Below are 15,115 nucleotides of genomic sequence, written 5' to 3' on the forward strand. Positions count from 1 at the left end.
AACGGCCTTCAACACTTGCACCTGTATTCAGTGAAATAGATTGGTCTGCCATGATGATTCCTTTGAAAACGGATGTGGTTCCAAGAGTTGCAGATGTTCCAACTTGCCAGAAAATATTCTCAGCTTGTGCGCCACCGGCTAAGATCACTTCACGTCCTGAAGTTGTAGTAAGAGTAGATGCAATTTGAATGATAAAAACCGCATTGGCATCTCCTTTAGCATCAAAAGTAAGATCGCCTGATGAAATTTCAAGTGAACCGCTTGATTTATAAAGACCCGGAGTAAGGGTCAAGCCACCAAGATTACCTGAAACAATTACAATATCAGTAGAAGTTCTGCCTGCAGCATCATTGTAGGCGGTGGTAAGGTCTCCCTGAGCAGTAGTCAAAGTAGCCGGGGTAGGAGCAGCAAAATCTGAAGCATATAGATTGCCGGTTACTTGAGCAGAAGTTGCCTGAGCATCTCCGGCTGTATAAACCATTGAGAATCCAGTGATAAATGAAGCTGAAGCAGGACTGATCCCTATATTTCCGGTAATGGAAGAAGTAGGAATATTGGAGATCTCAGATCCGGCCAGGATCACATAATTTTCGGCTGAATTAAGGTTTACCTTTTCTTGAGAGACAGTTTGGATGGGTATTTCAATGTCGTTTCCACCCGTTGGGTTGTCGTTCTTTGAGCAGCTTGTTATGAAAACTCCGGCCATTACAACGAAAGTAAAGGCGATCATTAATCTTGATTGTTTGAATGTATTTATTGTGGTATTAAATGACTTTGTCATGATATTTTTGGTTGTGATTTGAAAAATTATTGTACTGTAAATATGTTTGTATATGATTCTTTATCAGAAGTAAAATCTTGCACCTAGGGCGCCATCTACTGCAAAACCTGTAGAAGGTGTTAATTCGAGAGAGGGAGCTACTTCAAAAAATACATCGATAGGCGAATTTCTTGGGAACCAGTTTAAACCACCCACACCGCGCACAGCTAATGAGCCGTTATCTCCGCCACGGTCTTTAAATCGTCCGCCAATTCCATAATGGAATGCGAATCGTTCTTCCGATCTGATGGTATCAAATGAATGCCACAGGTAATCCATGTGGAAGTGAACGCGGCTTCCGCTGTCATCATAACGTGGATGATAAGTTGACCAGCCGAGTCCAAATGCGAGGGCATTATCATTGGAGGTCCATAGTTTGGCACTTATTCCGGTTGGTTCTCCAACCATCACGCCAAGCCCGAAGTTTTTTTCCTGTGCGGTAGCTTGCTGAGCCGACAACAACAGGGCAAATGCGATAAGTAATAGGTAACATTTTTTCATAGGTAATCCTTTTTAATTGTTACCTAAGCTTACCCTTAGTTTGCGTTACTTGTAATAGCCTGCAAGATTGATAAGTGGACTAATCCTTTAGGTATAGAGATGTGGAGTGATCATTTTTCTGGAAATTTCTTTGAGAGAATCTTCAACTAGAAGGAAAGTCCAAAAGAGAAAAAAGATAGAGATTTTGTTTAATGCTATGAAGGTGGAACTTTACGCTTTCCGGTGTTATTGCCAGCTTTTCTCCAATATCACTGTCGCTTAGTCCTTCACTTAGAAGTTTTAGCAACTGCAATTCAAATTCAGTTATTTGAACTGATTCCCGGTGGCTAATTTTTCCTTTTACTAACGCATTGCTTACAATTCGAGACAGTAATAAATTGGTATAATGTAAAGGGAAAACAATTTCACCTTTGGCTACATCTGTTATTGTTTTAATGAATTCGAGCACTGCTGCTTCTTTAAAGATAAAGCCGACAGCTCCGGCATCCATAAATTGAATGATCTCATCCTTGGATAGAATGAGGCTCATTACAACTATTTTTATATCGGGGGATCTCTTGGTAACACGTTGTACAACCTGTAAACTTTGCAGGTGCTGTAAACCTGAATTCAAAAGAATTACGTGGGGGTTAAATCCGCTGATCTCCTGTTCAAATTTATCTTCATCCCCGGAACCGACTACCACTTCCAGTTTATGCTGACTTTTAAACATGTCAACAAAGCCTTCTCGTAACAGATAGTTGTCTTCAATGATTAGTAGTCTGATCTTGTCAATCACTTATTCCTCTCTAAATAATTACACTAACACCTGATTTGTATTTTTTACTTCAGGACGTAAACAGCTTAGTTATTTTTTCCTTGAAAGACTAGTCTACAGAAGGATGAAAAAAGGACTAGATTTATTCAACTTGATTCCCCAAAATTTAGTTGATAAGCTGCATAAAAAAGAGTCACACAGTCTCGTACTCGACCTAAGCGATTGCCGGTCTGATCGATGAGTTAGAACTCGAAAGTGAAATTTGCAACTGAATAAGACTAGGGAGTTCGAGTACAATCATATATCAGATAGAATGGGAGCCATCTAGTCTATCCGAACGCCAATTCGAACAACTTTGTACTCGACCTCAGTTTGAATAGATATTAAATTTTAAGACCCGTAAGGTGTTGGTCAGCCGGAGTTCCTGCCATTGGTAGATGAAGATGCTCTGTCATGGGCATACTTTGCGATCTGAAGCCGACTTTGGAGTGTTAGTTTTTCGAGAATATTATGGACATGGCTTTTTACTGTGTAAGGAGAGATAAATAATTTTTGAGCTATTTCTTTATTCGTAAGACCCTCAGCAATTAACTCAATGACCTGTTTTTCTCTTTGCGTCATTTGTACAGCTTCGTTGATTCTTTTCTCTGCGCCGGGGGTGTTTATTGATTGTTCTACTATCTGGGTGAACAGTGATTCGGTAAGATATGCAGGCAGCACTCTTTCGCCTTTAGCAACGGAACGAATAGTACACAAAAAATCACTAACGGTGGCATCTTTTAGAATAAATCCCTTTACGCCACATTCCACAAAGTCTAAAACTTCGGAATGCATTGCAAACAGCCCCATCAGAACAATGTTTACCTCATGATCATCTTTTGTGATCCGTTTTACCACATCTAAGCTGTCATAACTTTGTAGGCCAAGATCAAGCAGAACGACATCAATATCTGAAGTTTTAATTTCAGACAGTATTTTTTCATCTGTTTGAAGAACAGCAATGACCTCAAAATCAGATTCTTTCTTTAGAACTTCCGCAAGTCCGTCACGGAGCAGGCGATTATCTTCAATTATAAGTAATCGGATTTTTTTCATGTAAAACAGTCTTTAAATGGTAATTACCAAGTGAATGTTAAATTCAAGCAACATAACGGGGCCATCGGGGTTTTAATTTGCTCGATTTTATAATCTAATTTTTTGGCAGTATTGAATGGCCCATACTCTATCAGGTCGGGATCAGTAGGGATTTCTTGGCTTTGGGATTTTTAAATGGCAGTTGTACAAGTTTTATATAAATCGGTTCCCAATTTCTCTGCTAAAGCTTGATCTACTTTTGTATTAATTCCCAGAACTCTCTGGGGGTAACAATGTTTATTTCTGATACCTGATCTGAAAGATCAAGGAGATCCTTATCTTCTGTAATAATAATTTCAGTTCAGGCTCTTAAAGCCGATTCAAGTACCCATCTGTCATTTTCGTCACGAATGTGTATTTCTGACAGGTGATCAGGAGTAGGTTCTACATAATGTTTCCGGGGTAGTTGCTCAGCTTCATGTGCTATTTTTGCAGGTACTTTTAATTTGGTTGTTAATACATACTGCAATTCGGTTAAAACAAACTCACCGGTCATTATTTCATGTTCAGTAAGAATTACTTGATAAATATCTGCACTTAAACCTCGTGTAGATAAAGCACTAACTAAGAAATTGGTATCTGTAAAAACCTTCATGATACACTTCCAGCTAGAATTTTAATTAAATGGTAAACCTGAAAAAGAGGGGCACTGAGACACAATATTATTCAAAGAATTATTTTCATGAAATTTCACGCCAAACATCTTCATCTGTTAACAATCCTTGTGTTTCAGCAAAGGGCAAGATACGATTTCGTATTTGCCTGAAAGATTCAATCGATAGTTGGCGGCGTAAGGCTTCCCGAACCAATTCACTTTTAAGGGCGGCCTGTTCGTTTTGCCGCTTGATTAAGCAATGATTCCAGATCTTTGTCAATGCGAATTGATATTGTCGTATCCATTGGAATAAAGAATTAACTGTATTATAATGTAACACAACTTTATCGAGGGAACAACTAAAATATTAATAAAGGGATATAAAGAGTTAGCGTATAATGGACACTGAGATTATAAGTTTATTAACGGGATAAATTGGGAAACCACTTTTCCGTTTCTGCATGCTAACTAGACTCCAATTGTTTTTTACGGAAGAAAAGAAAGCCGGTGGCGATCAGCCGGCCGGCTTTCGGGTATTAATTACCCTCATTGATATTATAAAACTTAGTTTTATATAGTTACACAAACGTCGGTGCCTGGTACACAGACCCTGATCGATCGGTTCTGCCAATCAGTTTGTACGCTAAGGCTACCACTGTGAACGGTAATTGTATTACCCAAAACACCTTTATAAGTGAGTGAACCATTTGCTGTTAACGATATACCGTTTTGGGTTAGCCTGGACGCAATACTTCCACTAACAGTCGCCGAAACTCCTAAATAGGAAGCACTTCTGACAAAGTTATTGGAACCGGTAAAAACATAACCGCTTTGATTAACTATACCTGTGACCCGAGCATTCAGACTATTGTTAAGCCTAATATTAAAAGCTGCAGATACACCTGAATTGGTATTCGCTGTAAGGGTTGAATTTGTTACCGGGAAGTTTACACCGTAAAAAGTTAGTGCACTGGCCATGCTACCTGTTACACTCATTTGACTTGAAGTAATAGAACCGCTGACGTTCGCCGTTTTGAGATTGTAGGGTAATGTGAGCGTACCATTAAGAAATACACCATCTTCTTTCAGGGTAATATTTCCGTTCGACATCGGCAGAGGTACTGCACTGAATGTGAGATCTTCATTTACAGCACCGGCAAGATAAACATGCTCATTTGTGATTTCACCCTCAACCGTGCGTGATGCCAGGAATGGGATTTCATAGGATGCATCCATGAATACTCCCGAATTACTGTCAATAAGAAGACTGCCGTTTGAAACCGGAATATCCACGGAACCGAATATCAGGGTCCTGTCGATTTCACCTTCAAACAGGAATTGATTCTGATTGATGATGCCTGTCATCTGATTGTATCCTACAAACGGGATCTGAGTCTCACCATGCAGTTCCAGCATTCGATTTGGATCTGTAGATACGGTCATCTCAAAATCGCGTGTGGGCAGATCTAAGCCGGTGTTAAGGGCGAGCTGAGATCCCTGGCTTACCATTCCACTCATCGTTAGCCCTGCATTTGATACTTGGCCGTTTACACGAGCTTCCCCGATACTGAAAGGAAGAATGATCTGACCATACACCGTAGCCCCGGAATCGCTGGATATACTCATGAACAATTCCCTATTAATAAGGGTGACATCGTTCGCCAATGTGATATCCCGCTCGACGAATGTAGATAATGAGTATCCATCACCCGAAAACATGCCTTCAAGTTCATTTTCAAGGTGGATCGGCCCTACATCAAATCCGGTTTTTGCATAGAAATTAAATCCATCTTTAGAGATTTTAAAATGGCTCTCATTCAAATCCACTTCACCATAGGCTGGGACGATGATCTGCTGTGCCTGCTCGATGAAAAGTGACGCTTCATCGAGGTTTTCGGGTACATCAAGATAGATATATCCATTCACATCGGGTTGCGAAACAAGATACTGTTGAATATCAGGACCGAAGATATCGAAGATTATCGGTTTTTGGATACCACCTCCAAGTTTGAAACTGCCGGGTTGCTCAGGCAGGAACTCTTCCTGATAGAATCCATCGATAAGATTTATGTTGATGTCTTCACTGAAAATGTCTCTTCCAACGACATCATTTACAGTAGGAAGAAGGCCTGTCAGAATGAGGCCGATTCCCTTACCTCCAAAATCCATTGAACCGGCGTACGATTGTCTTGCAGGTGCCTGTTCAATCTCATTAAACCAGTCGAGCGCGCTGTTGATATTTCCGGATCCGTCTACGGATTCTATCAGTGGTGAATGGACATAGACTTCACCATACAGTCTCAGAACATAGGTACCCGGGATTGGAACTCCGGTTAAACCCAGATACATATTGGCTTCTTTACTTTCTATGCCTTTAAAACCATACAGGCTTTCAAACACTTCAGAATCTTGGATGCCGGGTTCATATTCCGGAGTTAGGAAAGTCCCCTCATTTGATAATCCAAGAATCATATTGGGCGCACCCGCATAACCGGCCACATTCTGGCCGAGTGCTTGGGCATTTTGCATCGCTTTCTGCCAGAATTTTTCAGCTACTTTTGTGGCATCCTTGCCTGATGGTTTCCATAACTGAAATTTTAGGAAAATGGCAGGATCTTCTAGATCAATATAGATCTCATTGAATTTGTGAATGACATTGTTCGCTTTACCTCTCAGCTCGAAGTCGCCGTCATTGCTTTCGTCAAATACTCTGTATGTGATGTAGTATCGGTCGGGATTAAGCGGAACCTTTGTATCGAATTCTTCCAGGAATTCGCTTCCCTTTTTGTAAAGAATGTGCGATTCGATTTTTTCCCATGCGAAATCTTCAAGAATCTCCTTATAAATACCAATGTCAGGGAATTCGGGTAAGCCGGTACCTGAAATAGAAATGATAACACCATCTGCATCGAGTTCCACTTCGAATTCACCTTCGCCAATTGAAAATTCAGTGTCATTTCCATTTTTACCAACCAGTGTACCGTTAAACCTGAATCCATCATCGGTTTCGGTCACATCATCTGAAATTATTTTGAAATTATCAGATGGTGGAGGATCTATCTGTTCAACGGGTTCTATTGGTTTATCGGGCTGATCGATATTTTCAGGTCCGGTGGAGTTATCCCCACATGAACCGAATGTTAACAGTACGGCTAAAAAGCCTGCAAGAAATAAAAGGTAGGAATAGTTTAGTTTTTTCATAATACCCGGATTTATTAGTTACCATTGATTTATCAGTTCCGGATTGAATACCCGGTTCTGCAATGGCAAACTAATTTTCGGAGTCATTTATCGCTGTAACCCACGTTGTAAAGTGTAGTACGAACGTTGCAAAAATGGGAGATGAGGCTATGAAAATACTAAGTCACAAAAGAATTGTGGTATAGGGAATAGACAAAAAAGACTCTTCTGGATTGGGGCTTTTGTATCCTTAACTTTTATCAATCTTATTTCCATCATCGCTCTTAAACTCACTCGGGCTTACGCCAAACGTCTCTTTGAAAGCTTTACTGAAATAGGAGGGGCTGTTGAAACCAACCTCATATGCTATTTCGGAGATGGTTCCCGTATTGTTTTCGATTTTTTCTCTGGCTAGGTTTAGGCGGTAGGATCGGATGAAATCTGTGGCTGAAAGGTCGGTGAGGACAACCAGTTTTCGGTGAAGCTGCGATCGGCTCATGCCTACTTCCCGGGCAAGATGATCTACAGAAAAATCTTCATCAACCATATGCTTTTTAATGCTATTCACTACCCGTAATAAAAATGCTTCTTCCATGGATTGTGTGGAAAGTGCTTCCGGTTTGATCTCGATCTTCCGGTTGTACTTCTCCCTTAGTTTTTTACGGGAGGTGATCAGGTTTTCGACTCGAAGCAGAAGCTCATCAGGACGGAAGGGTTTTGTAACATAATCATCGGCATGGGTTTTAAGCCCCTGTATTTTATCATCATGTGATGCTTTAGCGGTAAGAATGATCAATGGAATATGGCTGGTTTTTTCATCCTGTTTCAGGGTTTCTGCCATCTTATATCCATCCATCTTGGGCATCATTACATCACTGACAATTAAATCCGGAATTTCTCTGATTGCAAGGCCTACACCGGCTTCACCATCAGATGCAGTGATGAGGCGATACTTTTCATTTAATATATCCGTAAGGTAGTTTTTTACATCCTCGTTGTCTTCAATCAGCAGCAGGAGTGGGGACTCAGCATCGGCTATAGATTCAGGAAGTGTTTCGGCAATAGGCTGTTTATCTCCTGTATTGTTAGTAACCGGCTTCCGTTTGAGCTCGCTCGATGAAGCCGTCACTTTTTCAGTATCACTGTAGTGCCGTTCAGAAATGGGGATTTCTATAATAAACACTGTGCCTTGACCCGGCGTACTTTGGGCTCGGATCTCACCACGGTGAAGTTGAACCAGCTCTTTTGTGAGTGCCAGGCCTATACCCGAACCGATGATGTCGGTATGTTCTGTTTCCGATCCACGGTAAAAGCGGTCGAATATATGTTCAATATCTTGTTCAGAAATTCCTTCACCGCTGTTAGTCACTTCAAGTTGGCACCATGTAATACCATCGGATTTTTCAGGGTGTGAAATTTTTACAGCCACCTCTCCGCCATCGGGGGAGAATTTGATGGCATTACTAAGAAGATTGATCAGAATGGTTTCCATCTTATCCCGGTCAATCCATGCTTCCGGAAATTCTGCTTCGGTTTCGGTTGTAAGCCTGATCTGTCGCATATCAGCCAAAGACTGAAAAGACATGGTTACACCCCTGATCAGTGAAATAATATCCGATCTGTCTACACTTAAAGTCAGGCTGCCTGATTCAAGTCGCGACAGATCCAGCATCTGGTTGATCAGAGATAAAAGCCGGTTGCTGTTTTTCTGAATGATGCTAAGTTTCTTGTGAATTTTCGGATCATCTGTCGAAGCTTTGATCTGCTCAATGGGGCCAGAGATCAGGGTGAGAGGGGTTCTGAATTCATGCGAAATATTGGAGAAGAAATTGGATTTCATTTGGGCAACCTCTTCACTTTTATCAAGAAGCTGCCTGTTTTTTCTAGCCTTATATCTTTGGCCGGAATAGAGTAGCAACAGGATCATAGAAATCAGGATACCGGATGCCAGGTAAGTATTCCGGCGAAATGAAGCATTTTCAGCTTCAAGTGTGAGCATAGAGATAGTTTGTTCTTGTTTATCTGTTTCATAGAGTATCTCCAGTTCATTTATCTGTTTCTCCCTTTCTATGGTAAACAGACTGTCTCTGATCTCATTATACTTTCGTAAAGCACGGTTAGCAGATTCAAAATCCAGAAGCCCTTCATAAACCGAAGCCATGTTCAGATAGGTATAGCGAAGGCGATCTAAATCACTTCTATCATTACCTGATTGTTCGGCCTCGATTGCATACGTCAACGCCTGATCGTAATCTTCCAGTGCAAGGTAAGCCTCTGTGATACCATTCAGTGTGGGAGTGATGTTAGATCCGGTTTCGCGCTTAATGGCAAGGCCCTCAAACATATAGTGAAGGCTCTCTTCAGCTAATCCCAGTTGTAGGTAAGTAGTGCCGATATTACCCAGTATAACGGCTTGGTCACTTTTGTACTCCAGTTCCCTCGCCAGTTCAAGAGCTTCCTCATGGTACCTCATGGCCGTATCATAATCTTCGCTTCTTTGGTAGGCAGCCCCGAGATTTAGTTTGCTGATCATGATCCCGGTTTTGTCTTCCATTTCTTCGTCTATTTTAAGAGCCAGATGGAAGTGGCGGGTGGCATCATCATAATTCCTGTTTTTTAAATATAAATTGCCAATGATCGTGTGGGATACTGCAGTACTCGTCTTACGGCCAAGTTTTTCATTGATTCTGAGGGCCTCAAACAGATAGGTAAGGGATGTGGTGAAATCTCCTAATTCCTGGTAAATGCGGCCCAGTGAATTGTTGGTATTTGCAACATTCGGTTCCAGTCCGAGTTCTTTAAATAAAGTTAGCGCACTCTGCGCGTAGCTAATGGCTTCTGAAAAATTGGCATCACTTTCGTAGTAGCGACTCAGATGATAATGTCCTTTGGCTATGAGTGTTTGAATATTTGAAGCTTCCGCCTTTTCAATGCCTTCTTTAAAAAAGGGGAGTGCTTCGTTTCGGTTTGAAGCCCGCATCAGCAGTTCGCCATTTACATAAAGCGACTTGATGTCGTCTGCCGGCATGCCTGTTTCCCTGCTCAATTCCAAAGCCTGCTCCGCATAATTCTTGGCCAGTGCCGGGTCATTGAAGATCCACTCATCTACCAGTTCGAGTAGTTTATCAACACTTTCCGGAGTTTTTTCATCTTTACTCCCGGATTGTGAAAACAAGTAATGAGGAGTGAAAATCAATATGGCAAGTATTAATGAAAAGAGTAGAGATCTCACCCGATTATTTTTTATACCCATCATATAATAGTATTGGATAGGGTTGCTGTAAGTGAAGCAAATTGTATCCAATTAGCCCCACTAAAATTTAATAGATCGTCATATGTAGGAACCCTAATAATGGGGAAGTTTCTCCCGATTTCCTTTTTTCCTACAGAAAGCTATATAAATAAATTGGTATAACGGCCCAGCATATAACGTGTGCGGGAATTACAGATTAATAAACGGAGAAAATTACAAAAAAAGCAACTATGCAAACCAAAGGCACCCCCGAGATCCTTTAATGTGCTTTTTGTACCTGCGGCTATTGGTCTGAATTCAATTCCATTGACATTTTTCGAAGGCTCAATTCTAAAACCTGACGTATTTGAGGTATTAAGAAGAACTGAAACTGAGTCTTTAGCAACCCAGTCTATTCTTGGAGGTATTCGATTAACCATCAGGATATTCCCAGTCAGTGGATAGCCTTCTGAATTATCAACAACTGATAATTGAATGGCAGTTAACCCAAAGCACCAAAGTCATAATTGTAGAGACCGATTCTATTTAAGGAATCTGGTGAAAATGATTCTTTTAAAATAATCTGCTTTTCAACTTGCCAAACATCGTCGTTAGCGAATTGAAGGCTGAAGTAATCATGTAAATCCAAACGGCAAACCCAATTATTCCGACAAGAATAACCCCAATAAGAATTTCCCAAAAGAGCTTAGCCATTTCTGAGATTTAGCGGGTTTTAGAGCACTTTTATCACAGTTACGCTTTAAATAAACGACATTTTAAAATTGGTTATTAATTATTGTATTTGGTTACCCACGTAATAACTTCGTTTACATAAGCTTCGGGTAATATATGACCGGATTCAAAATATTTGACTTTTTTTTCCTTAATGGAAACACCTTCATAAAAGGAATTCACTTCTTCTTTGGTATAGAAAAAATCCTGTTCTCCCATTAATAATAGTATGGGTGATTGCTGAAGTCGCGAATAATTTTTGGGAGTTACCTTTGCAAGCTTGCGTACAATTTCTCTGGGCCATTTAAAGTTAGCTACTTCCTTCTCCGGATGGTTCAATGGGGGAACACATGCAACAACCGATACAATTCGGTTATCAGATGCATTTAAAAGGATAGCAGTAGCACCTCCCATGCTATAACCTACGAGGCTGAATACAGGCTTTTTCTCTTTGTTTTCTCGTTCAATAAAATCCATGATAATTCGAATATCCTTGACATTATTCGACATCATGATGTTGAAGATTTTTCCATCCTCTTGATTTCTTGAGCGTATGGGGGGCAACTGTTCAGCCGGACGAAAATTGAGTTCATAACTTCTTTCCCCATGATATTTTGCATCGGGAATAAGAATATTATATCCCAGTGTGAGCAAAGAATCCTTTATTGCGGCTAAATCTCTACTCCATTGTAAATAAGGCATAGAGGGATAGATCCAATCTTCTTTAGAACCTCCTAAACCGTGAAGAAGGATGATATACTGACCCTCTATATTTCTCTTATTTTGAAAATGATAGAAAGGAATTTTAGAATCAAAACCATCGATTACTATTTTTTGAAGGATCACCAAAGAATCTACTTCTTTAGTGCTAACAACCTGGTCAGAATAATTCGTTTTCTTTTGGTAGTCGAAAGTACTGGTAACATTTTGTGCATACGCATTAATAGCTAACATCATTAACACGAAAAATTTCACTAGTATTTTCATAGCTCGTAACTTTTAATTAAGTAAATAAAGTATCCCACAAAGTACCCCTAACGACATAGCTCATAAGTTGCATACGTCAAAATGCTTATATTGTTCACTAGTGAAAGGTTAATTATAAAAAGTGAAGTTGGCAAGAATACGCGAGACCTATCCACTCATTGCGCGGGTTATAGATTTGTTGGACTTACTGACTATTTTAATCTATAGGTTACGCCAAATCTGATAAATCTAGAAAACCTTTCTCTATTACCACCAATTAAATCACCGGAATAGTTGCGCAATCCGTAAGAATACCCCGTCGATATGCCCCAGTTTTTATAATAGACTGTTAAAGATGATCGAAGTCTAAAATCCGTATTGGCATGACTTCTTTCACGATCTGTTTTTATAACAATATTATTATTTGTTGTTGCTTCTCCTTTCTCTCTGCTAACTACATTGAATCCTAATTCTGGACCTACGGTTAGGTCAATATTTAGATCGTTAAAAATGAATCTTCGACCAACATTTGGATATAAGATTATAAATCCATTCTTAAATGTAGTTTGTCCGGATGCAGAAGATGGAGGGGTAGGAAAATCACCAGCTACATCATCTATTCTAACCTGAGTCCGTAATAACTCATATCCAGATTGGAGTCCAAAAATTAACTTATAATTGGTGATACGCTGAAATTGTGCAGTGAGACCATAAGATAACTTTTTCTTAGTGCCGTAAGGATTATTAGTATAATTGCCCTCTGAAGATACATCACTGGCTATTATAATAGAGCTTCCTGTGGCAGATTCTCCACCAAAAGAAAATAGTCCGGAATTAAAATGGACTGAAAACTCTGTACTTTGTCCATACGCAGATGATAAGATAATAAATGGAAGTAATAATAAACCTAATTTTCTCATGATGTTCCTTAGGATTGATTGAAATTAGTTTTTAGCCCTACAACGGTTTGGTAAATAAGCAGCGTGGATAAGTCCTTGAAATCAAGTAACTAATACAAATACGCCCGCTTTAAACGCCTTGATCTTTCCAAAAAGGACGTGCTCACGTAGATTAGTTATTCCTCAATAATAAAACCTACGGAGGACATCATGACCTATTTAGGAATAGACCTTCATACACGTAATATGACAATTTGTGCGGTTTCATCCAACGGGAAGAAAATCGGTGAGTGGAAACTCACTAACCAGACCGATGAACTCGATTGCGTTGACCCTGCGGGAACTTCGGAAATTGCTTCGGGCATCGGCAAAGTGAGGAGCTGGAGCATCCTGGCAGAGATCGGTGATATTTCACGCTTCAAAAGCGATAAGAATTTTGTCAGTTACTGCCGGCTGGTTCCGGGAGCCGCTGATAGTGGCGGTAAACGTCGCCACAAATCACGCAACAAAGATGGTAATAAATATCTGAAGATTGCCTTTAGTCAGGCGGGGATCGGAGCGGTGAGTTTTTACCCACCGGTACGGCAGTTTTACAACAAGATCTGCCGGAGGAGTGGCAAGCATGTGGCCCGGACGGTTGTCGCCAAAGAACTGGCTCGCATTGTGTATTTTATGCTTTCCAGAAATGAGCCTTACAAAGGCTTTAAAGGAAAGGAAACACCCAAAGACACCTATTTAAACTGGCCTCATTCGGTAAGCCCGCACAGCATAAGAGGGCGTGACAGAGCAGTCCCGTCACAGTCCGACGTGGGACTCCGAATGGGTAATCGATGTAAGATCCGGGATGGATAATCTGCCAGCCGGCGGGTTACAGCTACTCTGAAATGGAATAGACAAGCCCGAAATGGTGTTGGATGGCCGGTTTAATACCCAGACCATCCCTTAGATTGAAAGAAGCAGGTTTAAATACCCGGTTAAAGTATCAATGAGGAACATAAAATCTAGTTTTTAAAGAAGTGCATAATCGCAGATGGAAAAAGACTATCTACTTGACAAAGTCCTTTTTAATGGTGTTATACTGCTACTATTTTGATTGTGACTCATGATGTTTTTTAACCTTCAATGAAACAAACTTTGAACGAGCTTTTGAATCAAATGGCATATTTTTATCCTTACACCATTTAACCAATTCATCCAGTTCTATTTCAATTTTATAAGCCTTTATTCCAAGGTCATGGAAATTTTTAAGAGCTTTTTCAGCACCTTTTTCCCAATCCTGATAAGTGTCATCAAAAACATGACTGTCGGAACTCATCTGTTTTGCCCTTTCCCACTGTTTAGGCTTCCACCAAAGGATTCCAGTTACAAGTTTATCTGCCATGAGGTTTAAAAATTAATGTTACATAGAAAGCGTACTAACGCCTTGTTATGCTACCGGATTAGTCGTAATGAGTCCACATTCTTATCACTTTGACTATTTTTTCCTTTTCGTACACTTGATAAACCAAACGATGCTGGATATTGATTCTTCGAGAATAAGCTCCCTCCAAATTACCAACCAATTTTTCATAGGGAGGATATTCTTCGAAAGGATTTTCCTTAATGATCTCCAATAAGTCTTCGATCTTCGATTTTAAACCTGATGAAGCTGCTTTCTTGGCATCCTCCTTTGCCTGTTTTGTATAAACGAGCTTGTAGTTACTCACCAGTCAAGTTCTTCATCAGTTTCTTCAAGTGGCGTTTCCATTCCTTTAATGATAGACTCTTGCATTCCAGGAATGGAAGTTAGATAAAGTGTTTCTTGAATAGACCGCCAATCATCTTCACTGATCAATACGGCATTCGACCGCTTTCCGGTAATTTGAATGGGCTTGTGAGTATCAGATGCCTCGTCCAATAATCGATAAATATCTTTGCGAGCTTGAGTAGCTGTTAGTGTTTTCATGGTTTTGGGAACTAAAATTGATTTACAAGAACAACGTACGCCATTACGTACATATTGTCAAGTCTTAAGATAAGATAGCATAACGTCCCAGCGCATAACGGGCGTGGAGATTATGGGTTAATAAACGGCTAAAATTTCAAAACAAGCAACCTTGGAAACCAACGGCACGTCAGCGCCCCCAATAGCTCGCACGCTTTGATTGGACGCCGCACCCGCTCCCTCATTTTAGGATATTTCGATGCAATGGATGTGGATGAGTTTCTTCCCGGCCCGCGTGTCGGGGAGAATCTGTGCTGCCCCTTCTCCGAGACTCCCCATAACTGGATGGTGCTGCCAGGGCCAAGCCTGCCGTTT

At 40.4% G+C, this 15,115-nt stretch carries 13 protein-coding genes; 1 reads left to right on the forward strand and 12 read right to left on the reverse strand.

The window, feature by feature from the left end:
- The 9 genes from VFM80_RS01110 to VFM80_RS01150 form a co-directional block, all read right to left on the reverse strand.
- Positions 1–781 (reverse strand): ice-binding family protein (locus tag VFM80_RS01110; RefSeq protein WP_395068701.1); only part of this gene is annotated, 781 nt, incomplete at its 3' end.
- Positions 782–844: 63 nt separating this feature from the next.
- Positions 845–1,321 carry a hypothetical protein gene (locus VFM80_RS01115; protein WP_395068703.1) on the reverse strand — a complete coding sequence of 159 codons (477 nt, stop codon included), beginning with the start codon at positions 1,319–1,321 and terminating at the stop codon, positions 845–847.
- A gap of 142 nt (positions 1,322–1,463) precedes the next feature.
- Entirely contained in the window at positions 1,464–2,099 is a 636-nt protein-coding gene (locus tag VFM80_RS01120; protein WP_395068705.1) for a response regulator, read from the reverse strand.
- Positions 2,100–2,489: 390 nt separating this feature from the next.
- Complete coding sequence (locus tag VFM80_RS01125; protein ID WP_395068707.1) at positions 2,490–3,173, reverse strand: LuxR C-terminal-related transcriptional regulator; 684 nt, start codon at positions 3,171–3,173, stop codon at positions 2,490–2,492.
- A 340-nt stretch (positions 3,174–3,513) separates the two neighbouring features.
- Complete coding sequence (locus VFM80_RS01130) at positions 3,514–3,807, reverse strand: PIN domain-containing protein (RefSeq protein ID WP_395068709.1); 294 nt, start codon at positions 3,805–3,807, stop codon at positions 3,514–3,516.
- Between the two features lie 570 nt (positions 3,808–4,377).
- A complete protein-coding gene (locus VFM80_RS01135; RefSeq protein ID WP_395068710.1) occupies positions 4,378–7,008 on the reverse strand; it encodes a hypothetical protein in 2,631 nt (876 codons plus the stop codon).
- Positions 7,009–7,237: 229 nt separating this feature from the next.
- On the reverse strand, positions 7,238–10,219 hold the full coding sequence (locus VFM80_RS01140; protein WP_395068712.1) for a tetratricopeptide repeat protein: 2,982 nt from the start codon (positions 10,217–10,219) through the stop codon (positions 7,238–7,240).
- A gap of 789 nt (positions 10,220–11,008) precedes the next feature.
- A complete protein-coding gene (locus VFM80_RS01145) occupies positions 11,009–11,938 on the reverse strand; it encodes an alpha/beta hydrolase (RefSeq protein WP_395068714.1) in 930 nt (309 codons plus the stop codon).
- Positions 11,939–12,129: 191 nt separating this feature from the next.
- Positions 12,130–12,837 carry a hypothetical protein gene (locus tag VFM80_RS01150; protein ID WP_395068716.1) on the reverse strand — a complete coding sequence of 236 codons (708 nt, stop codon included), beginning with the start codon at positions 12,835–12,837 and terminating at the stop codon, positions 12,130–12,132.
- Between the two features lie 189 nt (positions 12,838–13,026).
- On the opposite strand from VFM80_RS01150, the gene VFM80_RS01155 reads away from it, so the two are divergent.
- On the forward strand, positions 13,027–13,668 hold the full coding sequence (locus VFM80_RS01155; RefSeq protein WP_395068718.1) for a transposase: 642 nt from the start codon (positions 13,027–13,029) through the stop codon (positions 13,666–13,668).
- Between the two features lie 232 nt (positions 13,669–13,900).
- Here the strand turns inward: VFM80_RS01155 and VFM80_RS01160 are convergent, their stop codons facing one another.
- From VFM80_RS01160 to VFM80_RS01170, 3 genes are read right to left on the reverse strand one after another with little or no spacing between them, the layout of a single operon-like run.
- A complete protein-coding gene (locus VFM80_RS01160) occupies positions 13,901–14,197 on the reverse strand; it encodes a hypothetical protein (protein ID WP_395068720.1) in 297 nt (98 codons plus the stop codon).
- A 58-nt stretch (positions 14,198–14,255) separates the two neighbouring features.
- Positions 14,256–14,522, reverse strand: a complete 267-nt coding sequence (locus tag VFM80_RS01165; protein ID WP_395068722.1) for a Txe/YoeB family addiction module toxin — start codon at positions 14,520–14,522, stop codon at positions 14,256–14,258.
- Complete coding sequence (locus tag VFM80_RS01170; RefSeq protein WP_395068724.1) at positions 14,519–14,761, reverse strand: type II toxin-antitoxin system Phd/YefM family antitoxin; 243 nt, start codon at positions 14,759–14,761, stop codon at positions 14,519–14,521. The genes VFM80_RS01165 and VFM80_RS01170 overlap by 4 nt, the downstream gene beginning before the upstream one ends.
- Positions 14,762–15,115 lie beyond the last annotated feature (354 nt).

Source organism: Gracilimonas sp., from assembly GCF_035704785.1.
GTDB lineage: Bacteria > Bacteroidota > Rhodothermia > Balneolales > Balneolaceae > Gracilimonas.